Origin of the sequence: Promicromonospora sp. NPDC023805 (assembly GCF_040639635.1) — a bacterium.
Lineage (GTDB): Bacteria > Actinomycetota > Actinomycetes > Actinomycetales > Cellulomonadaceae > Promicromonospora.
The window spans coordinates 108,883-131,272 of sequence record NZ_JBFAAH010000006.1 but is presented as its reverse complement, the minus strand read 5'-3'; the positions used below and the strand labels follow the sequence as shown (position 1 = coordinate 131,272).

The window sequence follows — 22,390 nt, the reverse complement described above, 5'->3', positions numbered from 1 at the left end:
TTCAGGGCGGAGCAACCTAGACCTCGAAAGCGGTAGATACGAGATCGGCACGCCGGGTGAATCCAGCGCGGAACCATTGACACGGCCCTCACCGTGCGCGAGGAATAGCGAGCAACTGCATGTGCTCGTTATGCGCTCGTTCCATCGCTGCTGCATCGAGGGAGCCGTAGATGTCACACCGGTCCAGAACGCCCCTGCTCGTCATAGCGGCCGTCACGGCATTAGCGGCCGCGGTCGCGCCGGCAGCCGTCGCGGTCCCCCAGGCACCACCAGCCGCGGACAAGATCGACCCTCGCGACCTGCTCGCCGAGAACCTGGTACCGGCCGAGACCACGCCGCAGCCCGGCGTCGAGCGCACGGCCACCCTGCAGAAGCTGTCGCTCGGCCGCGGCAAGGCGGAGCGCACCTACCTGATCCGGCTCGCCGACGCCGCGGTCCCCACCTACTCCGGCGACGTCGCCGGGCTGGACGCCACCGCGCCCCGGGCCGGCCGCACGCTCGACCCGTCCGCCGCCCGCGTGCGGGAGTACACCGAGTTCCTCGAGGCGGAGCAGGACGACTTCGTCACCCGCATGGAACGCGCGGTGGGGCACGACGTCGAGGTGCCGTTCACCTACCAGTTCGCCGTCAACGGCCTGACCGCCGTGCTGACGCCGGCCGAGGCCGCGAAGGTCGCCAAGGACCCTGCCGTCGCGCACATCGCGCTCGACAAGGAGCACGAGCTGCACACGGACGCGGGCCCGGTCTGGAGCAACGCGGACGCGCTGTGGAACGCCGTCGAGGAGCTGGGCCTGCCGGAGGACTACCAGGGTGAGGGTGTCGTCATCGGCACCATCGACACCGGTATCCACCCGAGCAGCCCCTCCTTCGCCGAGACCGGCGACGACGGTTACACGCACACCAACCCGCTCGGCGCCGGCAACTACCTCGGCGCGTGCGACCCGGCGAACACCGACCAGTACGACCCCGAGTTCCCGTGCAACGGCAAGCTGATCGGCGCCTACGGCTTCCTGGCCGCCGACGACCGGAGCGCCCTGGACGAGGACGGGCACGGCTCGCACACCGCCTCGACGTCGGGCGGCAACGTCGTCGACGACGTAGAGCCGACCGCCCCCGAGGGCACGAACCCGCCGCCGTTCGACATCTCCGGCGTCGCGCCGCACGCCAACGTGATCAGCTATCGCGGCTGCTGCACCAGCGCGGGCCTGGTGGCCTCCATCGACCAGGCCATCGCGGACGGCGTCGACGTCATCAACTACTCGATCGGTTCGTCCTCGCCGTCGGACCTGTGGAACGACTTCGACTCGATCGGGTTCCTCAACGCGCGGGCCGCGGGCATCTTCGTGGCGACCTCCAACGGCAACGACGGCCCCGGCGTGGCCACCACCGGCTCCCCCGCCGACGCCCCGTGGATCACGTCGGTGGGCGCCTCGACCCACAACCGGCACGCGCTGAACGCCCTGACGAACCTGACGAGCAGCACGACGGACCTGCCCGACCTGACCGGCAAGTCGCTGACCGGGCCCCTGCCCGCCACGGCGATCATCGACGCAGGCTCAGTGGGCGACCCGCAGTGCACCGCGACCACCGGCCACGAGGCGGACTACGCCGACAAGATCGTGGTCTGCGCCCGTGGCGGCAACGGCCGCGTGGAGAAGTCGTCCAACGTCAAGGCGCAGGGCGCCACCGGCTTCGTGCTGACGAACGACGAGGCCAACGCCGGCTCCCTGCTCGGTGACGCGTTCGCCGTCCCGGGCGTCGCGATCAGCTACGCCGACGGCCAGACGCTGCGGGCCTGGCTGGCCGAGGGTTCCGAGCACACCGGCGCGATCTCGGGCACCAACTTCACCATCGACGATTCGCTCGGCGACGTCATGGCCAGCTTCTCCTCGCGCGGACCCAACCGGGCGGTCGACACGATCGTCCCGTCCATCACCGCGCCCGGCGTCGACATCCTCGCCGCGAACGGCGTGGCCGACGGCGCGTACGACCACGTCCAGTACGGCATCATCTCGGGCACGTCGATGTCGAGCCCGCACGTGGCCGGCGCCGGAGCCCTGCTCACGCAGGCCCGCCCGAGCTGGACCCCTGCGCAGCAGCAGTCGGCGCTCATGACCACTGCCCGCACCGGCGTGAAGGACTTCGACGGCTCCCCCGCCACGCCGTACGAGCAGGGCAGCGGCCACATGGACATCGGGGCCGCCGCGCAGGCGGGCCTGCTGTTCGACGAGACGCCGGCGAACTACCTGGCCGCCGACCCGGAGGCGGGCGGCGACCCCAAGTCGCTCAACCTGCCGTCCTTCGCCGACACCCAGTGCCTGTCCACCTGCTCGTGGGAGCGCACGGCGGTCCCGCCGCCGTCCGCCCCGGCTGACGTCACGTGGACGGCGACAGCGGTGGCCGACGACGGGCTGTCCGTGGACGTGACGCTCTCCCAGGACACCGTGTCCCCCGGCGATGCGCTCGGCATCTCCGTCACCGCGAACGTGGCGGAGGCCCCCGAGGGCGAGACGCTGTTCGGACGCATCACGCTCACCCCGAGCAACGCGGACGTCCCGGCAGTGACGCTCCCGGTCGCCGTCGTCCCGTCCGGGGCGATCCTGCCCGAGGAGATCGACATCACCACGCGCCGGAACACCGGCTCGCAGGCCGTGACCGACATCCGGTCCACGACCGTCAGCGACTTCACCGGTTCGGTCAAGGGCCTGGTCGAGGCCGACCTCCACGAGGCCTCGCTCAGCCAGGACCCCACCAACGCTGACGCGTTCGACGACCTGAGCCAGGTCCACGTCACCACCCTGGAGGTGCCCGACGACGCGGCGCGGCTCGTGGCGGAGATCACCGCGGCCGAGGCGCCGGACCTCGACATGTTCGTCGGCACCGGCGACACGCCGAGCGCGGCGACCCAGGTGTGCGCCTCCACCACGTCGTCCTCCGCCGAGGCCTGCGACGTCCCCGACCCGGAGGCCGGCACGTGGTGGGTGGTCGTCCAGAACTGGGGCGGCAGCACCAGCCAGCCGGACGCGCACACGCTCGCGACCGCCGTCGTCCCGTCCGAGGACCTCGGCAACGCAGGCGTGGCCGGTCCCGAGGGCGAGGTGCCCGTGGGCGATCCGTACGACGTCCGCGTGCACTGGAACCTGCCCGACGCCGCCGAGGGCGACCTGTACTTCGGCACCGCGGTGCTCGGTACCTCGCCGGACAACGCGGGCGACATCGGTGAGATCCCGGTCCGACTGAGCCGGGTGGCCGACGACGTGACCAAGACCGCGTCGACGGAGACCGCCGTCATCGGCGAGACGATCGGGTACGACATCTCCGTCGCGCCGAACGTGACACCGGAGGATCTGACCTACACGGTCACCGACACCGTGCCCGACGGGCTGACCATCGACCCCGCGTCGGTGACCGGCGGCGGCGTGGTCGAGGGACAGACGATCACGTGGGAGGTCGAGATGCCGACACAGGTGGGTGCCACAGGCACCTACGAGGCGTCGACTCCCGTCGACGACCCGCAGTGTGCGGCGTGGGCCGGTTTCCGCGACCTGGGGGCGGCTGGAGTCGGGTTCAGCACGCTCGACGGCGACAGCGTCGCCGTCAATGCGTTCTCGAACATCGGGCCGTTCCCGCACTACGACCAGGAGTCGCCGGGCCTTATCGTCTCCGACGACGGCCTCATCACGATCGCCGGCGGCTACGCCGGCGAGCCGTGGACGCCGCAGGAGGTGCCCAACTCGGCAGCTCCCAACGGAGTGATCGCACCGCTCTGGTCCGACCTGCAGCTCTCGCTCGCGAACGACCGCGGCGTGCGGCTGGCGACTGACGTTGATGGCACGGTCGCAGTGGTCCAGTGGGACGACCCCTTCCCCTTCGACGCCGACCCGGCCGACCTGTCCAACTCCGTGGGCACGTTCCAGGCCTGGATCTACAACTCGGTCGCGGACGACCGTCCCGAGATCACCTTCGAGTACGGCGACGTCGGAGCGCTGCCGGCCACGGCCACGATCGGCGTCGAGAACCTCGCGGGCACACTGGCCACCACTGTCGTGAACGCGGGCGACCCGTCCGCCGCCATCGCCGACGGCAGCAGCGTCTGCTTCGACTACGTGGGTCCGAACCTCGACCCGGTCGAGCTCTCGTACGAGGTCACGGTGGATCCCGACGCGCTCACGGGCGTCTACGTCAACTCCGCCGAGCACGTCACGTCCAACCCGTTCGACGAGCCCGCAGTGACCGGGGTCAATGTCGCCGTGACGGGTCTGGCGCCGTGCGACGAGACGATCACCGGCCGGCACAACGGACGGATCGTCGTCGATGAGGGCACCACCTGCATCGACGGCGCGACCGTCGCAGGCCGGGTCACCGTGTCCGACGGCGCGGGGCTGCGGGTCACCGACTCGCGGATCCTCGCGGTCGTACAGGCCACGGAGGCGTCCGAGGTACGCGTCTGCGACACGAGCATCGCGGGCACGTTGACCGTGACCCGCAGCTCCGGGGTCATGATCGGTGACCCGACGGCGGACTGTGCGGGCAACCGGATCACCGGCCCCGTCACCGTGACCAGGTCGGAAGGCCCGGTCATCGGTGGCAACCGGATCACCGGAGCGCTCACCTGCCTCCACAACGACCCGCCGCCGGTGAACAACGGTTCGCCGAACACAACCAAGGGCAAGGAGCTGGGCCAGTGCAAGGGCCTGTGACGCACAGGCACTGACCAGGCGCCGCCCTCGAGTCGCTTGGGAGATCCCTGCTGATCTGTAGCCGGCGAGCGCTCACCCGTCCCATCCGCCTAGGAACGGGTGAGCGCTCGTGCTCGGTGACGGCAGCACCTCGTCGGGGCAAGGTGCTGCCGTATCAAGGCACCATCCCTTCTGGAAACCTTCCAGCGACGCCGGCCTGCTCGGAAGAAGTCTCCGCCCCCGACATGCAGTCCGGTGATCGAAGCCACCGTCCCGGTCCTGAAAATTTGCCGCAACCACGAACATCTGTGGGTGAATTTCAACACTTGCGTTGACATCTCATACGCACAGGCACAAGAATCCTCTTTGTCCGTGCTGTACAAGATGTCGCATTTGGGGGATTAGATGAAGTGGCAGAGTAAGCGCGGCGCAGGAGGCGTAGCACTCCTTCTCACAATTGCAGTGTTCGCGAGCCCACAGACAGTCATGGCAGCAGAGCCAGCGAGCACGGGGGATTCTGCAGGGGTGCAGGATTGGGTTCCGCTCTCTGCAGCTGAGCAAGTCATCGAGCAGAATCCGGCCAACATCGGCATGGAAGCGGCGCCCGACCCGAAGGTCACGATCAACGCCGACGGCTCGGGCTTCCAGGGTGCACTGGATGGGGGTGGAACGGTAAGCATCAGCAAGTTGGTTCAGGCGGGGACCAAAACCACCAACGGCGCTTCCGTGACGTCAGAGAACAGCGGCACCGCTGTCGACACAGTAACGCAGACAAATAGCGGTGGTGCAAGGATCGTCGAGGTAATCCACAGCCAGGAGGCCAGCAGCCGATTCTTGTATCTCGCGAGTGTGCCGGCCGGCACGGTCCTTCGGAAGCAGGACGATGGTTCGATCCTAATCGGCAAGGAGGTCCCGCTAGACGGGTCGGAGATCTGCGAGAACGAGGCGGCTGAGGTCGTACCCTGCACCCTTCCGGAGGATGAAACCGGGGCACCGACAAGCCCGACCATGGAGGTTACGGGCATCATCGGTTCAGCGTGGGCAGTCGACGCCGCCGGCACTCCCGTCCCCGCACACTACGAGTTGGGCGCCCGCAACTCGATAACCATGGTCGTCGAGCACAGCGACGAGTTCCAGTATCCTATCGTTGCAGACCCCACATACACACGAGGCGGATTCAAGATCGCCTATTACGCGGGCGTGGCTCAGGTTTACATGAATAAGATCCGGTCAGGGGACTTCAATAACGGATACACGGCCGTCTGCGTCGGCATCGTTTTTGTTCCGGTCGTGGGACCTGCCCTCGCTGCCATCTGTGGTCTTGCCGCTGTCCTCAACGACGCAATCCTTCGCCGCGGGTATTGCTTCAAGTTGACCGCATTTGTTGCATCACGAAACTGGCGTGTCGCCCAATACAGAGGCGGATTCTGCCGATAACAGGGAGCAGAGATAATGGCGTGGGCAATCGGATTCTTCGTTCTGGGTGCACTTACTGGGCAGGTGCTTCGCTTGAGGCCGTTGCTGGGCATCTCCCTGCTCATAATCATGACGGCCACCTACTTTGCGCTCATCTATCTAGTTTTCGACCCTCCACGCCAAACCGTTAGCACATGGTGGATGATTGGACTCTTCGTCGGTGGCGGACAAGTAGTCATCACCAGACTGCTGCGGAGCCGCTCGACTTCGAACTCGCCTACAGAAAGCAATAGCCCTCGTTGACTGCTGACGTCTTCGCGAGGCTGACAGTGAGGCCCGGCCTTGGTGACGAGACCGGGCCTCGCTCGTCAACACGCTGAACCGTGGCCGTAACGCGGCAGGATTGCGCATAGCCAAGTTATGAGCCTCGCCTGGCGTGTGCGCCATCCGAGAGGGCGACCGTGTCGCGCATCTGCTACCGAGGCGGCTATGTGGATCCTCAAGAATCAGAAGCCGACGGTCATCAGGCGCGGCATCTCGGTACCGTGCCGGCCCGCGTCGTGCACGGCACGCAGCACCGCGGCCTCGTGCGGGACGAGCGGCTCCGGCAGCGCGACGAACGGGAACCACGCCAGGTCGGCGGCCTTGTCCGCCTCCTGGATCGACGGCGTCCCGGTCCAGCGGGTGACCTCGAACATGAAGTCGACCCGCTGCTCGATCGCGGGTCCGCCGGGCTCACCGCGGTGCAGGACGGTCAGCGGTCGGACATCCTCGGGGGCCACGACCACACCGAGCTCCTCGGCCGCCTCCCGCACGGCGGCGTCGATCACCGACTCGCCCTCCTCGACGTGCCCCGCTGCCGCGCACGCCCAGAACCCGTCGCGGTAGCCGGTGCCCTGCCGTAGCTGCAGCAGGACCTGCCCCTCGCGCCGGAGGAAGAGGTACGCGGCGGGGACGAGCGCGAACCGCTCGTGGTCCCGCTCGTCGTAGCGGTCGCTCTCGACCGGCGCCACGCCGGGTGCCTCGGTCACGACAGGCAGCCCTGGCCGAGCAGCGCCTTCAGGTCGCCGAAGAGGGCGGGCGACTTCTCCACCCGCAGGCTGTCGGACGCCCGTACCAGCGTCTTCTTGCCCGGCTCTGCCACGACCACGTGCACCTCCGCCGAACCCGGGTGGGTGGCGAGCACCTCGCGCAGCCTCACCATCGTGGCCTCGATCGCCCGGGTGTGCGGCACCGTCACGGCCAGCGGCGAGTCCGAGCCCACCGTGATGTCGGGCATGGCCACCTCCATGGCCTGCAGCGACAGGGTCTCGTCGCGACGACGCACCCTGCCCCGCAGCACCACCACCTGGTCCTCGACGAGCATCGTCGAGTACGCCAGGTAGGTCTCGCCGAAGAACATGACCTCGACGGCGCCCTCCAGGTCCTCGACCGTCACGGCCGCCCAGGGGTTGCCGTTCTTGCTCATCTTGCGCTGCACCGAGGTGAGCAGGCCGGCCACGGTCACCTGCGAGTTGTCCGGGCGGCCCTCGTCGGCGATCAGGGACGCGATAGAGGTGTCGGCGGCACGCTGCAGCACGTGCTCCAGGCCGGACAGCGGGTGGTCGCTCACGTAGAGGCCGAGCATCTCGCGCTCGAACTGCAGCTTCTGCTTCTTCTCCCAGTCGGGCAGGTCCGGCACCTCGACGGAGAAGCCCATGCCCGCGTCGTCGTCGGACGAGCCGCCGAAGTCCGCGAACAGGTCGAACTGGCCCTCGGCCTCCTTGCGCTTCACTCCGATCACGGAGTCGACCGCCTGCTCGTGGACCACCAGCAGCGAGCGCCGGGTGTGGCCGAGCGAGTCGAACGCGCCGGCCTTGATGAGCGACTCGATGGTGCGCTTGTTGCAGACGGGCGCAGGGACCTTGTCGAGGAAGTCCTGGAACGACGTGAAGGTGCCCTTCTCCTCACGGCTGTCCACGATCGCGTCCACGACGTTGCGGCCCACGTTCCGCACGCCGGTGAGCCCGAAGCGGATGTCGCCCTTGACGGCCGTGAACTTGGCGGAGGAGTCGTTGACGTCTGGCGGGAGCACCGTGATGCCCATACGACGGCACTCGTTGAGGTAGAGCGCCATCTTGTCCTTGTTGTCACCCACCGACTGCAGCAGGCCGGCCATGTACTCGGCGGGGTAGTTCGCCTTGAGGTAGGCGGTCCAGTAGGCGACGAGGCCGTAGCCGGCGGAGTGCGCCTTGTTGAAGGCGTAGCCGGCGAACGGGACGAGCGTGTCCCAGACCGCCTTGATGGCGGCAGGGCTGTACCCCTTCTCCTTGGCGCCCTTCTCGAAGTTGACGTACTCCTTGGCCAGCACCTCGGGCTTCTTCTTGCCCATGGCGCGGCGCAGCAGGTCGGCCTGGCCGAGCGAGTAGCCGGCCATGATCTGGGCGGCGCGCTGGACCTGCTCCTGGTAGACGATCAGGCCGTAGGTCTCGTCGAGGATCTCGGCGAACGGCTCGACGACCTCCGGGTGGATCGCCTCGATCTGCTGCTGCTTGTTCTTGCGCAGCGCGTAGTTGATGTGCGAGTTCATGCCCATCGGCCCTGGCCGGTACAGGGCGATGACGGCGGAGACGTCCTCGAAGTTGTCGGGGCGCATCTGCCGCAGCAGGGACCGCATGGCCCCGCCGTCGAGCTGGAAGACACCGAGCGTGTTACCGCTGGCCAGCAGGTCATACGTGGCCTTGTCGTCAAGGGCCACGTTCTCGATGTCGACCGGGTCCTTGCCGTTCATCACGATGTTCTCGAGCGCGTCGTCGAGGATCGTGAGGTTGCGCAGGCCCAGGAAGTCCATCTTGATCAGGCCGAGGCCCTCGGACGTCGGGTAGTCGAACTGCGTGATGATCGCGCCGTCCTGCGGGCGCTTCATGATCGGGATGATGTCGATCAGCGGGTCGCTCGACATGATGACGCCGGCCGCGTGCACGCCCCACTGCCGCTTCAGGCCCTCGATACCGCGCGCGAGCTCGACCACGCGCTGCGCCTCGGGGTCGGCCTCGTGCACCTGGCGGAACTCCGCGGCCTCCGAGTAGCGCTTGTCCTTGGGGTCGAAGATGCCGCTCAGCGAGATGTCCTTGCCCATGACGGCGGGCGGCATGGCCTTGGTGAGCTTCTCGCCCATGGCGTAGGGCATGCCGAGCAGCCGGGCGGAGTCCTTGAGGGCCTGCTTGGCCTTGATGGTGCCGTAGGTGACGATCTGCGCCACGCGGTCGTCGCCGTACTTCTCCGTGACGTACCGGATGGCCTCACCGCGCCGGCGCTCGTCGAAGTCGACGTCGACGTCGGGCATGGAGACGCGCTCCGGGTTGAGGAACCGCTCGAAGATCAGGCCGTGCACCAGCGGATCCAGCTCGGTGATACCCATCAGGTAGGACACCATCGACCCGGCCGCCGACCCACGCCCGGGCCCCACGCGGATGCCCTGCTGCTTGGACCAGTTGATGAAGTCGGCGACCACGAGGAAGTACCCCGGGAAGCCCATCTGGATGATGACCTCGACCTCGTAGTCGGCCTGCTTGCGTACCGCGTCCGAGTAGCCGTTCGGGTACCGCCGCAGCAGGCCTGCCTCGACCTCCTTGATGAACCAGGAGATCTCGTCCTCGCCCTCGGGGACGGGGAAGCGCGGCATGTAGTTGGCCGACGTGTCGAAGGAGACCTCGCACTGCTCGGCGATGAGCAGCGTGTTGTCGCACGCCTCGGGGAGCTCCTTGAAGACCTTGCGCATCTCGGCGGCGGACTTCACGTAGTAGCCCGAGCCGTCGAACTTGAAGCGTTTCGGGTCGTCCAGCGTGGAGCCGGAGTTGATCGCCAGGAGCGCCTCCTGGCTCGTGGAGTCCTCCTCGCGGACGTAGTGCAGGTCGTTGGTGGCCACCAGCTTGGCGCCGATGGTCTTGGCGAGCTCGAGGAGCTGCTTGGTCACCCGGGTCTCGATGTCGAGCCCGTGGTCCATCAGCTCGACGTAGTAGTTCTCCTTGCCGAAGATCTCCTGCAGCTCGCCGGCCTGCCGGACCGCCTCGTCCCACTGGCCCAGCCGCAGTCGCGTCTGCACCTCGCCCGACGGGCAGCCCGTGGTCGCGATGAGGCCCTCGGAGTACTTCTCCAGCAGGTCCCGGTCCATGCGGGGCCACTTGCCCATCTGGCCCTCCAGGGAGGCCAGGGAGGACGCCCGGAACAGGTTGTGCATGCCCGTGTTGTTCTTGCTCAGCAGCGTCATGTGGGTATAGGCACCACGCGCCGAGACGTCGTCGGACTCCTGGCCCGCCTCGCCGTAGCGCACGCGCGTCTGGTCGAACCGGCTGGTGCCCGGCGTGACGTACGCCTCCACCCCGATGATCGGCTTGATGCCGGCCTTCTGTGCCTGCGCCCAGAACTCGTGCGCCCCGAACAGGTACCCGTGGTCGGTCGTCGCGATGGCGCGCTGCCCCTGCCGCCCGACCTCTTCCATGAGGTCGCCGATCCGCGCCGCGCCGTCCAGCATCGAGAACTCGGTGTGCACGTGGAGGTGGACGAAGTCGTCGCTCTTCGAAGCGGTGGCGGTGGGCATGCGGCGAGTCTAAATCCAGCCACCGACACTCTCGCCCAGCAACGCCGAGCGGAACCTCACATCACTTGTACGCGCCCCGCACGACCTCGAGCGCGGCCTCCAGGTCGGCCGGGTACTGCGACTCGACCTCGACCCGGCGACCCGTCGTGGGGTGCTCGAAGCCCAGCCGGTGCGCGTGCAGCCACTGCCGCTTCAGCCCTACCTTGGCGGCCAGGACGGGGTCCGCGCCGTAGGTCAGGTCCCCCACGAGCGGGTGGCGCAGCGCGGCGAGGTGCACGCGGATCTGGTGGGTGCGCCCGGTCTCCAGGCGCACCTCCAGCAGCGAGGCCGACGACAGCATCTCGAGCGTCTCGTAGTGCGTCACCGAGGGCTTGCCGTCCGCGGTCACCGCGAACTTCCAGTCCGAGCTCGGGTGCCGGCCGATCGGCGCGTCCACGGTGCCCGACGTCGGGTCCGGGTGGCCCTGGGCGAGCGCGTGATAGATCTTGTCGACGGTGCGCTCCTTGAAGGCGCGCTTGAGGCCCGTGTAGGCGAGCTCCGACTTCGCGACGACCATCAGGCCCGACGTGCCGACGTCGAGCCGGTGCACGATGCCCTGCCGCTCCGCCGCACCCGACGTCGACACGCGGTAGCCCGCCGCGACGAGCGCCCCGACCACGGTGGGCCCTGTCCAGCCCGGCGAGGGGTGCGCCGCCACGCCGACCGGCTTGTCGATCACGACCAGGTCGTCGTCGTCGTACACGATGCCCATGCCGGGCACGGGCTCCGCGACCACCTCGACGGCGGGACGCTCCTCCGGCATGTCGACCTCGAGCCAGCCGCCGGGTACCACCCGGTCCGACTTGCGCACCTGGCGCCCGTCGAGGCGCACGGCACCCGCCTCGGCGAGCTCCGCCGCACGGGTGCGGGAGAAGCCGAGCATGCGCGCAAGGGCGGCGTCCACGCGGTCGCCTGCCAGCCCGTCCGGCACGGGCAGCGTACGCAGCGCCATCAGGCGGGGTCGTTCTGGTCGTCCGGCCGGTCCGCGGGCCGCTCGGCGGGCTGTGCGTCGTCCGTGTGCCGCTTGCCGTCCAGGCCGATGCCCCGCAGCGACAGCAGCCCGATCAGCACGGCCGCGGAGACGACGGCGATGTCGGCGACGTTGCCGACAAAGAAGCCCGCGTAGTCGATGAAGTCGACCACGTGCCCGCGCGCGAACCCGGGCTCGCGCACGAGGCGGTCCACCAGGTTGCCGACGGCGCCGCCGAGCAGCAGGCCGAGCGCCACGGCCCAGCCACGCGAGCCGAGCCGTCCGATCGCCCGGACGATGAAGACCACGACCACCGTCACGACGATGGTCAGGATCCAGGTGTAGCCCGAGGCGATCGACAGCGCGGCGCCGGGGTTGTAGATCAGCCGGATGCCGAGCAGGTCGCCCACTAACTGGATGGTCGGCGCGTTCACGTCCAGCGCGGACTCGGCCCACCACTTGGTGAGCTGGTCGGCGGCCAGGACGAAGGCCGCGAGGACACCGGTCCAGGCAACCAGCGCACGGCTGCCGGACGACGGGGGCGTGGCTGCTGCGGGATCCGTCTCGCCGCCGGCCACGGCGGAAGGTTCAGCGGGAGTAGACATCAGGCAAATTCTCCCATGCCACGGACGGTACCCGTGCCCACCACCCGGGGGCCGGACGAAGGGTGTCATGTTCCTGTTCCACGGGCCGCCCCTCGGTACACAACAATTGATTCCGGATCAAAGAGCGGCACCTTCTGGCAAAGCGGTGGGGCCCTCTCCCGGAAATCCGGGAAAGGGCCCCACCTGGTGCAGCACTACCGTCGTGTCACCGCACGATGGCAGTCAATTGACGCGAGCGTCAGTTGCAGGCCGCGTACTTCGTGAAGTTACCCGTGTTGAACAGGTTCAGCGGGCCGTCCCAGTGCCACGGAGCGACACACACGTTGTTGGCGATGTTGACCGAACCATCGCCGCCCAGCTCGGTGTCGCCGCCGTTGCAGGCCTTGTACTCGGTCACGTTGGCGGTGCTGCCCACGTTGCCCGGACCCTCCCAGTACCAGGGAGCGACACACACGTCGTTCAGAACGTTGAAGCTGCCGTCGCTCTCCTCGTAGGAGACGACGTCACCGGTGGTGGCGACCTCCTCGGGGACCATCGCACCGTCGACGCCCGCAGGCAGCTCGGTCGTGCCGTAGCCCTCGAGCTGGTCGAACGCACCGTCGGCGGTAACGACACCCAGCGGGTCCGTGGTGCCGAGCAGCTCAGCCGCGGCGGCCGCGTCCGTTGCGCTGCCGGCGGCGGGCGCGCTGATCAGCTCGGGCGTGTCGCCCATGACCATTGCGCTCGCACCCGTAGCAGCGGCGACGACCAGACCGGCCGACATGACAACGGCTGCCCCTGCACGGCAGGTTGCACGGAATCCTCGGATCATTGTGTTTTCCCCCTCGAATAGCTCAGACGAATTTGCGACGAACCACACACGTGTGATTCATCTCGACGAGCATCCGATGAGTAATTCACCCTGTCAATTCGAGCGTGACGCGGCACACAGGGAATAAAACAAGACATTCCCGGACCGAACCCCGCGGCATTCCGCCAGGAATACCCGTAACCCAGACATCACAACCCTGATATCGGATATTCAAGGCGGCCGACCGCGGGCTTCGCTGCCCCGCGGGTCAGGCTCCGCGACGCTCTTCGCGGGCCTTGGCCTCTACCGACAGCGTGGCCCTGGGGAACGCCTGGAGCCGCGCCTTGCCGATCGGCATGTTGGTGAGCTCGCACGTGGCGTACGTGCCTTTGTGGATGCGGTCCAGCGCGTGGTTCGTCTGGTCCAGCAGGTCACGCATGTTGTTGACGAGCGTGAGCTCCTGTTCGCGTTCGAGCGCGCTCGATCCGTAGTCGGCCTGGTCGTCGCCCGCGCCGTCGCCCGAGTTCCGCAGGAGGTCCGACAGCTCGCGGTCGGCGGACTCCAGCTCGCGTTCGAGCCGCTCCTTGTCCTCGACGAGCAGCGCGGCCAGCTCTTCGGCCTCACGTACGGTCCACGGTTCTTCGCCTTCGCGGACGGGGAACTTCTTCACGTCGCGCGTAAGGTTCGGGAACTCTTGCTTGATCGCGGCTCGCGTCGCGGTCGAGATCTTGGTCATGGGTTCCCCTTCACGGTCGCCCCCGGTGGTCAAGTCAACGAAGCGTAAGCACAAGCGGCCGGACGCACAACGGGGCACGCCGATGTGGCGTGCCCCAATCATGAGTGCGTCTGGCTTGTCGCGCGCGACGGCCGGGCGTGAGGTGGGAACGCCCGGCCGTCGTGCTCGACAGATACTCCCGACAGACGGTGCCGTCAGATGCCCTGCGCCATCTCGGCCGGACGGCCGGACTGCTGGTTGTTGCGCGGCGGCAGGGCCGAGCCACGTGCGTCGAGGTCGCCGAGCAGGTTCTGCAGGAAGCTCTTCAGACGTGTGCGGTAGTCGCGCTCGAAGAGGCGCAGCTCGTCGATCTTGCGCTCCAGCAGCGAACGCTCCTGCTCGAGCTGGGACAGCGTGCGGTGCGAGGTCTCCTCGGCGTCGCGCACGATACGCGCGCCCTCGGTCTTGGCCTCGGTGATGAGCCGGTCGCCCTCTTCCTGACCCGAGCGCACGTAGTCGTCGTGCAGCTTCTGGGCCAGCTGGAGCATCCCGGTCGCCGACTCCGGCTCCGGGCCGTTGCCCTTGGGCCCACCTGCGGGACCTGTCGGCATGACCGGAGCCGCGACCGGCGCGGCCTGCGCACGGGCCGAACCAGCGGCCTCGTTGCGCGAGAGCTCGGCGATACGTCGCTCCGCGGCGGCGACCTTCTGCCGGAGGCCCTCGTTCTCTTCCTGGACGTTGGTCAGGGTCCGCACGACCTCGTCGAGGAAGTCGTCGACCTCCTCGACGTCGTAGCCCTCGCGGAACTTCGTCGCGGAGAACTTCTTGTTGAGGATGTCCTCTGCAGTAAGCAGTGCCATCGTGTCACCTCGAAAGTTAGAACGTAGGAACGCAGAACTCGGACGTCGGCGCTGCCAAGCCGCGCGCCCTCCGTCGAAGCCCACGGTAGCGGACGAGATCGGCGTGGGACACCGGGAGCACCGCCGGGCACGATTTCCTCACAGAGTGTGCCGTGTCACCCCAGGCCATATCCATGCTCTGGTCAATGTTTCCGGGGGATCGGCACAACAGCCCAGATCGGACCCGCCACGAACCGGCACAGATTCGACACCTTCACGCGCTCGCGAGGAACCCGACCAGGCCCTGGAGCAGCGAGACGCCGAAGAACAGGACGATGAAGGCGAGATCCAGCTGGACCTGACCCAGCCGCAGCGGCGGGATCAGGCGACGGAGGAACCTCAGCGGAGGGTCGGTGACCGTGTAGATCGCCTCCGCGATCACGAGCAGCACGCCACGCGGCCGCCAGTCCCGAGCAAAGAACTGCACCCAGTCGAAGACCAGCCGCCCGATGAGGAACAGCAGGAAGAGCCACAGGACGAAGCCGATGAATTGCCAGATCACATTCACAAGGCACAACCTAACCTGTCTGAACTGGGAAGCACATGAGAGCAAGGGTCCTGACCGCACGCCCGCGGCCGTCGAGGGACATGTGAGGGGCGGCCGCCGTAGCGACCGCCCCTCATACATCGTCCAGCTCTACGGACTCAGCTCTGTTGGACTCAGCTCTGGTTGTAGAACCCGCCGCGCCCGTTCGGCTTCTCGGGCGGCGCCTGCTCCTCGGCCGCGATCTCCACGTGCTCGGGCGAGAGCAGGAAGACCTTGTTGGTCACCCGTTCGATCGAGCCGTGCAGACCGAAGATCAGGCCGGCGGAGAAGTCGACCAGGCGCTTGGCGTCGGCGTCGTCCATGTCGGAGAGATTCATGATGACGGGGGTACCGGCGCGGAAAGCCTCGCCGATGTTCCGTGCGTCGTTGTACGACCGGGGGTGCACGGTCGTGATCCGGCGTAGGTCCGAGGAGGACAGGGCCTCACGCGGCACACCATCGCGGTGCAGCGGCGTGACCTGCGCGTGCCGGTGATCCTCCACATTTTCCTCCAGGCCCTCGTCGTAGTCGTCGAGGTACTCCTGCTCGCCCTGATCGTCGGCGAGGCCCAGATACAGCATGGTCTTGCGAAGCGCTCCGGCCATCGCTCATTCTCCGTTCGTCGCCTGCTGTGCGTCCTTCTGTCTCGGTGTCCAGCGGGGCCCGCAAGCAGGTCCGACCTTGACCCCTGGTCGAGGTCGCCTTGACAAAAGTAGCCCGGCGCGATCCGACCCGGAAGTGCGACACGCCGTGCCACGAACAACTTTGCCAAAGTTGTTCAGCGAATGCTCGCTAAAAACGACATCCGTGTGATTTCGCAGGTCAGAGCGTTGCTGTCGGCGTGTCGCGGAAGGACGATCCGGGCGCTGGCGTCAAATGAGCGCGATGATTCCGGCTTGTCTGCCCGTTGTGGTACCGGCCACGCCGGCCCGGCGGTGGGAGAACAGGTCCTGATCCTCCAGCGTGCAGCGTTGCACCCGGCTCGCCGCGACACCGCGCGCGGCCAGCTGCGCCATCACCCCGGACGGCAGGTCAAGCCCGGGTGTGCCGTCCCTTGTCGTCGCGTAGGCCTCGGGTACCACGCCGGCCACCTCGTCACGCATGGCGGCGGGCACCTCGTAGCACCACCCGCACACGGCAGGACCGACGACGGCGCGCACACGCGCGGGGTCCGCGCCACGTGCCATCAGCGCGTCCAGGGCCCTGTGCACCACACCCGCGAGCACACCCTTGCGTCCCGCGTGCGCCACCCCGACCACGCGCGCCTCCGGATCGGCGAGCAGCACCGGTACGCAGTCGGCGACCAGGACGCCGAGGCCCAGCCCGCGTTCCGCGGTGACCAGCGCGTCGCCCTCCCCCGCCGACGCCGGCGGACGACCGGCGGCCCACACTGCACGGTCGGCAGGGCCGAGCTCCAGCACCTCGTCGCCGTGCACCTGGGTGGCGAAGGCCACCGGCGCGCCGAGCCGTTCGGCGACCAGGGAACGGTTGACCGCCACCCGGGTCGCGTCGTCGGACACGTTGAGGCCCAGGTTCAGGCCGCCGCCGTCCGAGGTGCTCCAGGGGGCCGGCGAGACGCCGCCCGCAGCGGTGGTGAAAAAGGCGTGCACCCCGTCGCCAAGATCGACGGGGTGCACGCCTGAAAGTGTCCGGCTGTCGCTCACGGGTGCGAGAGTACCCGGCGGCCGGCTCCGGGCCGGATCACTTCAGGAAGTCGGGGACATCCAGGTCTTCCGAGACGCGGCGGGGGTTCTCGTCGTACAGCGGCGGCACCTCCACACGCTCGCCCTGCTCGCGCGAGACGTCCTGCCGGTTGAACGAGCCGTGCACCACGACGGCGGGCTCGTCGAGCGTGCGCGGCACGTCGTCCGAACCCTCGTCGTCGATGATGCGGGGCAGCGTGGAGACCGGCGAGGGCTGGTGCACCGGCGGGACCGACGGCGGCATCCCGTTGCCGTGGTGGTGCTCCGGCGCGCGGCGCGCCGCGTCGGACACGTCGGGCAGCGGCACCGGCGCGGTCGCCGGGCTCCGCGTCGCCGCGGGGCTCGTGACGGCACCGGCCACCTGGCCGAGCGCGCGGTTGTCCTTGCGCTCCTTGGGCAGGCCGCCGTCGAAGCCCGCCGCGATGACGGTGACGCGCACCTCGTCGCCCAGGGCGTCGTCGATGACCGTACCGAAGATGATGTTCGCCTCGGGGTGCGCCGCCTCCTGCACCAGGCGCGCGGCCTCGTGCACCTCGAACAGACCGAGGTCGCTGCCACCCTGGATCGACAGCAGCACACCGTGCGCACCGTCGATCGAGGCCTCGAGCAGCGGCGACGAGATCGCCAGCTCCGCGGCCTGGACCGCACGGTCCTCACCGCGGGCCGAGCCGATGCCCATGAGCGCGGAGCCCGCACCCTGCATCACCGACTTCACGTCCGCGAAGTCGAGGTTGATCAGGCCGGGCGTGGTGATGAGGTCGGTGATGCCCTGCACACCGGAGTGCAGCACCTGGTCGGCCGAGTGGAACGCCGCGATGGCCGACACGTTCCGGTCCGACATCGACAGGAGCCGGTCGTTCGGGATGACGATCAGCGTGTCGACCTCGTCGCGGAGGTTCTCGATGCCGCTGTCGGCCTGCACCGCGCGGCGCCGGCCCTCGAACGTGAACGGCCGGGTGACCACCCCTACGGTCAGCGCGCCGAGCGAGCGCGCGATGCGTGCGACGACTGGCGCGCCGCCCGTTCCGGTGCCGCCGCCCTCGCCCGCCGTCACGAAGACCATGTCGGCGCCGCGCAGGACGTCCTCGATCTCCTCCGCGTGGTCCTCAGCCGCCTTCTTGCCGACCTCGGGGTCCGCGCCGGCGCCGAGGCCGCGCGTGAGCTCCCGCCCGACGTCGAGCTTGACGTCGGCGTCCGACATCAGGAGTGCTTGTGCGTCTGTGTTGATCGCGATGAACTCGACGCCCTTGAGGCCGACCTCGATCATGCGGTTGACGGCGTTCACACCACCGCCGCCGATACCGACCACCTTGATTACTGCCAGGTAGTTCTGCGGAGTTGCCACGTCGTCTGCCTTTCGATCGGGTCCCGAGTCCCGACTCTCATCCCAGAACCCTCAGGTTGAGGTAGAGGGTTAGAGTTATGTCAGGTTGCTGCTGAGTTCGACGGTAGGTGCGTCGTCGAGGTGTGTCGAAGACATCGTTGCGCGTGTCGCGCACCGATGCACGCGAGAAATCACACGGATGTCATTTTGGGTCGCGACCAGCGTGACCAGCGACGTCAGAAGCCCGATCTGCGGTGTTCCGCACCTGACCTGCGACATCACAAGCCAGACCTGCCGTGCTATTCGCCCCACCGGGGGCGAAACCGGCAGGTGACGGTCAGCGCGTGACCGGCAGGGCGGGCGACGAGACGTCGATGGTCCTGGCCGACGGCTCCGCGCGCAGCAGGGTCTGCGCCACCTTGATCTTGAGCTCGACCTGCGCCCCGCTCCCCCACCGGATCACACGCCCGTCCGAGAGCGTGGTCCGCACGTCGTCCTGCGTCGCCGCGCTGACCGTCTGGACGTGGCCCGCGAGCTTCCGTGGCAGAGCGCCCAGCACCTCGAGCGCAGCGTTCATGGCACGGCGGCCGGCCTCGTCGTCGGTGAGCGAGACCACTATGGACGGGAGGCGGTCGGGGACGTCCTCCACCGTGCCGACCCGCACGCCCTCTGCGTCCATCAGGGCGTACACGTCGCCCGGCTGCGGGACGGCGGCCACCGGCTCGCGGGAGGTGAGCCTCACGGTCAGGCCGTCCGGCCACGCGCGCGTGATCTCCACGTCCTTGACGGCGTTCATCGCGAGGATCTCCTCGCGCAGTCCCACCGTGTCGATCCGGGGCAGCGGTACGCCTGCCTCGTCGGTCGCTGCCTCGCGCACCTGCTCGACGTCGACGGTGGTGCCCTGCCCGGACACCTGGACCTGCTCCGGGTCGAGCGCGAGCAGCGGCGAGAAGAACGTCACCCACACCAGACCGGCGGTGACCGCCAGCGCCAGCGCGGTCCAGCCGATCCGCCGCCACATGCGGTAGCGGGCCATCGCCGTGCGTTCGGCGAGCCGGTCGGCCAGCTGGTCCGAGACCACGTCGTCGCGGATGCCCGACGGCGTCGCGCGAGCCGCGCCGGGGCGGCCCGCCGGGAGCATCTCCGGCGCCGGCCCTCGCGGCGCCGGCTGTTCGACCGGGCGCCGCTGGGCCGGTGCCTTCGCACCGGACGGTCTGCGGCCGGTCCCGGCCGGCGCAGCAGGCCGCTGAGCGGACTCCTGCGCCGGACCCGGACCCCGGGGACCACGGGCGGTCGGACCCGTAGCCTCCTGACCGTCGTACTCCTGCTGTGCCGGACCCTCACCTGCGGGGCGCGGCCGTGCCGTGCCCGCGGCGCGAGGACGCGCGGGCGGTCGCATCAGTCCTCGCCCAGCCCCGTCGCCGTGCCCGACGCCACGCGACCGTTCAGGCGCGCCAGGACGGCGGGCCCGAGCTGCGTCACGTCGCCGGCGCCGACCGTGAGCACCACGTCGCCCGGCCGGGCGAGGTCGGCGATCGCGTGCGCGGCGTCCAGCCGGTCCGGCACGGCGTAGACGGCGCCGTGGTCGACCATCAGGTCGACGATGGTGTTCGCGGTGATCGACGGGTCGGGCTCCTCGCGGGCCCCGTAGATGGCCGTGACCACCACCTCGTCGGCGGCGGACAGCTCCAGCGCGAACTTGTCGGCGAAGAACTTCGTGCGCGAGTAGAGGTGCGGCTGGAACAGGACCAGCACGCGGCCGCCGTCGGCGATCTCGCGCGCGGCGGTCACGATGGCCCGGATCTCCGTGGGGTGGTGGGCGTAGTCGTCGATGACGCGGACGCCGTCGGCGGTGCCCTTCTCCTCGAAGCGCCGGCCCGTGCCCACGAACGCCTCGACGCCCGCGACTGCCTGCTCGGGCGCCACGCCCAGCTTCACCGCAGCGATCACGGCGGCGGTCGCGTTGAGCACGTTGTGCTTGCCCGGGACCGAGAGCCGCATCAGGATGCCCGGCACGTTGCCGGACACGCCGGCGCCGTCGGCCACCTGCTCGTTGGTGCCAAGGATGTCGCCGCGCAGCACCGCGGTGGTGCCCTCCGGCGTCGTCGAGATGTCCGTGACCCGCACTCGCGCCGTGTCGCTGGTGCCGTAGGTGATGACGTGGCCGCCGGTCGCGCAGATGGTGGCGCCCACCGAGAGCGAGCCCTCGTCGTCGGCGCACGCGATGAGCCAGCCGTCGGAGACCAGACGGCGCGCGAACCGGATGAACGCTCCGCTGAACGCCTCGGGGGTGCCGTAGTGGTCCAGGTGGTCCGCCTCGACGTTCGTCACCACCGCGATGGTCGGCGTGTAGTTCAGGAACGAACCGTCCGACTCGTCGGCCTCGGCCACGAGCACGTCGGACGAACCGAGGTGACCACCCGGCGTCGAGCCGTTGGCGGTACGGACGGTGCTGCCGATCGCGTACGACGGGTCGAGACCCGCCTCGCGCAGGATCGTCGCGATCATCGCCGACGTCGTCGTCTTGCCGTGCGCGCCGGCGACGGCGACGCCGCGCCGGCCCTCCATCAGCGCGGCCAGCGCCTGCGAGCGGTGCAGGACGTTGAGACGACGGGCGCGGGCGGCGGCCAGCTCCGGGTTGTCCTCGTGCACGGCGCTCGAGATCACCACGGAGTCCACGCCGGTGAGGTGCGCCGGATCGTGCCCGACCCACACCTTGACGCCCTCGGCCCGCAGGGCCTCCAGCGTCTCCGAGTCGGCGGCGTCCGAGCCCTGCACGGGTACGCCGCGCCCGGCGAGCAGGCGCGCCACCACGGACATGCCCGCGCCGCCTATGCCGATCATGTGGACGCGTCCGAGCTTCGCGACCTGATCCGTCATCTGATCCGTGACCGTGGTGCTCATGACCTGACCTCCGTGGTGTCGGTACCTGCTGACCGTACGGCTTGCTCGACGAGATCGACGACACGTGCGGCGCCGTCGGTGGTGCCGGCCGACCGGGCGGCCTTCGCCATGACACCGAGCCGCTCGCGGTCCGCGAGCAGCGGGGGAACGTTCGTGGACACCCACTCGGGTGTCAGGTCCGCGTCGTCCACCAGCAGGCCGCCGCCGGCCTCCACGAGCGGCGCGGCGTTCAGCCGCTGCTCGCCGTTGCCGATGGGCAGCGGTACGTAGATCGCGGGGATGCCGAGCGCTGCCTGCTCGCCCACCGAACCCGCACCGGAGCGGCAGACCACCAGGTCCGCCACCGCGTAGGCGAGCTCCATCTGCTCCAGGTACTCGCGGACCTGGTAGCGCCGGCGGTCGAGGTCGGGTACCGCCGCCAGCGTCTCGAGCACCTCGGGGCTCCTGCCCTTGCCGGTCAGGTGCAGCACCTGCGCGCCAGTCGCGAGGATCTGGGCGGCAACACGGGACACCCCGCGGTTCAGGTTCACCGCACCGAGGGAACCGCCGGTGACGACGAGGGTCGGCAGCGCCGGGTCGAGGCCCAGCTCGGCGGCGGCACGGACCCGGGCGCCCGCGGCGTCAGCCTCGCGCTCCTGCACGAGACCCGCGATCGCCTGTCGCAGCGGCAGTCCCGTGAGGACGCCGCCGCGCAGCGGGGTGCCGGCGAAGGTGAGCCCGACCCGGGCCGCCCACCGGGCACCCAGGCGGTTGGCCAGGCCGGGGCGCATGTTCTGCTCGTGGATCACTATCGGTATGTCCTTGCGCCGGGCCGCGAGGTACGCCGGCGTTGCCACGTACCCGCCGAACCCGATGACCGCCTGCGCGTCGATCTCGTCGATCGCGTCCTCCGCCGACTTCACCGCGGCGGCCAGCCTGCCCGGCAGCCGCAGCAGGTCGGGGCTGGGGCGCCGCGGCAGCGGCACGCGCGGGATCGGCCGCAGCTCGTAGCCGCGGGCCGGCACGAGCTCGGCCTCCAGACCGGTGGTGGTGCCGAGCGCGAGCACGCGCGCGCCGGGCTCCCTGCGCCGTACCTCGTCGGCCACCGCGAGCAGGGGGTTCACGTGTCCTGCGCTACCGCCACCGGCGAGCACCACCGACACAACTGCTGAGCTCATCATCACCTTCTCGTCGTCGCCCGGCCGAACGGCGCGGGCGGATCGGTGCGCGGCCGCCCCGCCGCGACAAGACCTGAGGTGCCG

The 22,390-nt window shown here is 69.2% G+C and carries 16 protein-coding genes; 2 read left to right on the top strand and 14 right to left on the bottom strand.

All coding sequences use genetic code 11. The annotated features are described in order from the left end of the window. Window positions 1-170 precede the first annotated feature (170 nt). Both AB0F70_RS08790 and AB0F70_RS08785 read left to right on the top strand, forming a co-directional pair. The gene (locus tag AB0F70_RS08790) at window positions 171-4,700 is read left to right on the top strand and encodes a S8 family serine peptidase (protein WP_357446286.1); all 4,530 of its coding nucleotides are present in this window, start codon (window positions 171-173) and stop codon (window positions 4,698-4,700) included. 384 nt (window positions 4,701-5,084) lie between these two features. Then, on the top strand, window positions 5,085-6,116 hold the full coding sequence (locus AB0F70_RS08785; protein WP_357446283.1) for a hypothetical protein: 1,032 nt from the start codon (window positions 5,085-5,087) through the stop codon (window positions 6,114-6,116). 485 nt (window positions 6,117-6,601) lie between these two features. Here the strand turns inward: AB0F70_RS08785 and AB0F70_RS08780 are convergent, their stop codons facing one another. The 14 genes from AB0F70_RS08780 to murG all read right to left on the bottom strand — a co-directional run bounded on the left by AB0F70_RS08780 (window position 6,602) and on the right by murG (window position 22,309). Further along, complete coding sequence (locus AB0F70_RS08780) at window positions 6,602-7,126, bottom strand: NUDIX domain-containing protein (protein ID WP_357446280.1); 525 nt, start codon at window positions 7,124-7,126, stop codon at window positions 6,602-6,604. Continuing rightward, window positions 7,123-10,674, bottom strand: a complete 3,552-nt coding sequence (dnaE, locus tag AB0F70_RS08775) for a DNA polymerase III subunit alpha (RefSeq protein WP_357446277.1) — start codon at window positions 10,672-10,674, stop codon at window positions 7,123-7,125. The genes AB0F70_RS08780 and dnaE overlap by 4 nt, the downstream gene beginning before the upstream one ends. A 61-nt stretch (window positions 10,675-10,735) precedes the next feature. Then, complete coding sequence (locus AB0F70_RS08770; RefSeq protein WP_357446274.1) at window positions 10,736-11,665, bottom strand: RluA family pseudouridine synthase; 930 nt, start codon at window positions 11,663-11,665, stop codon at window positions 10,736-10,738. Continuing rightward, on the bottom strand, window positions 11,665-12,288 hold the full coding sequence (locus AB0F70_RS08765) for a signal peptidase II (RefSeq protein WP_357446271.1): 624 nt from the start codon (window positions 12,286-12,288) through the stop codon (window positions 11,665-11,667). Before AB0F70_RS08765 ends, AB0F70_RS08770 begins: the two co-directional genes overlap by 1 nt. A 238-nt stretch (window positions 12,289-12,526) precedes the next feature. Next, on the bottom strand, window positions 12,527-13,051 hold the full coding sequence (locus AB0F70_RS08760) for a hypothetical protein (RefSeq protein ID WP_357446268.1): 525 nt from the start codon (window positions 13,049-13,051) through the stop codon (window positions 12,527-12,529). 295 nt (window positions 13,052-13,346) lie between these two features. After that, entirely contained in the window at window positions 13,347-13,814 is a 468-nt protein-coding gene (locus tag AB0F70_RS08755) for a TraR/DksA family transcriptional regulator (protein WP_357446265.1), read from the bottom strand. A gap of 194 nt (window positions 13,815-14,008) precedes the next feature. Continuing rightward, entirely contained in the window at window positions 14,009-14,653 is a 645-nt protein-coding gene (locus tag AB0F70_RS08750; RefSeq protein WP_357446262.1) for a DivIVA domain-containing protein, read from the bottom strand. A 253-nt stretch (window positions 14,654-14,906) separates the two neighbouring features. Further along, window positions 14,907-15,200, bottom strand: coding sequence for a YggT family protein (locus AB0F70_RS08745; RefSeq protein ID WP_357446259.1), 294 nt, complete (start codon window positions 15,198-15,200; stop codon window positions 14,907-14,909). Between the two features lie 152 nt (window positions 15,201-15,352). Next, window positions 15,353-15,823 carry a cell division protein SepF gene (gene sepF / locus AB0F70_RS08740; RefSeq protein WP_357446256.1) on the bottom strand — a complete coding sequence of 157 codons (471 nt, stop codon included), beginning with the start codon at window positions 15,821-15,823 and terminating at the stop codon, window positions 15,353-15,355. Between the two features lie 267 nt (window positions 15,824-16,090). Continuing rightward, window positions 16,091-16,882, bottom strand: coding sequence for a polyphenol oxidase family protein (locus AB0F70_RS08735; RefSeq protein WP_357446253.1), 792 nt, complete (start codon window positions 16,880-16,882; stop codon window positions 16,091-16,093). Between the two features lie 37 nt (window positions 16,883-16,919). After that, window positions 16,920-18,266: a cell division protein FtsZ gene (ftsZ, locus tag AB0F70_RS08730; protein WP_357446250.1), complete on the bottom strand. Its 1,347-nt coding sequence runs from the start codon at window positions 18,264-18,266 to the stop codon at window positions 16,920-16,922. A 316-nt stretch (window positions 18,267-18,582) separates the two neighbouring features. Continuing rightward, the gene (locus AB0F70_RS08725) at window positions 18,583-19,386 is read right to left on the bottom strand and encodes an FtsQ-type POTRA domain-containing protein (RefSeq protein ID WP_357446247.1); all 804 of its coding nucleotides are present in this window, start codon (window positions 19,384-19,386) and stop codon (window positions 18,583-18,585) included. Window positions 19,387-19,643: 257 nt separating this feature from the next. Then, the gene (murC, locus tag AB0F70_RS08720; RefSeq protein WP_357446244.1) at window positions 19,644-21,149 is read right to left on the bottom strand and encodes a UDP-N-acetylmuramate--L-alanine ligase; all 1,506 of its coding nucleotides are present in this window, start codon (window positions 21,147-21,149) and stop codon (window positions 19,644-19,646) included. Continuing rightward, on the bottom strand, window positions 21,146-22,309 hold the full coding sequence (gene murG / locus AB0F70_RS08715; protein WP_357446241.1) for an undecaprenyldiphospho-muramoylpentapeptide beta-N-acetylglucosaminyltransferase: 1,164 nt from the start codon (window positions 22,307-22,309) through the stop codon (window positions 21,146-21,148). Before murG ends, murC begins: the two co-directional genes overlap by 4 nt. Between the last annotated feature and the right edge of the window lie 81 nt (window positions 22,310-22,390).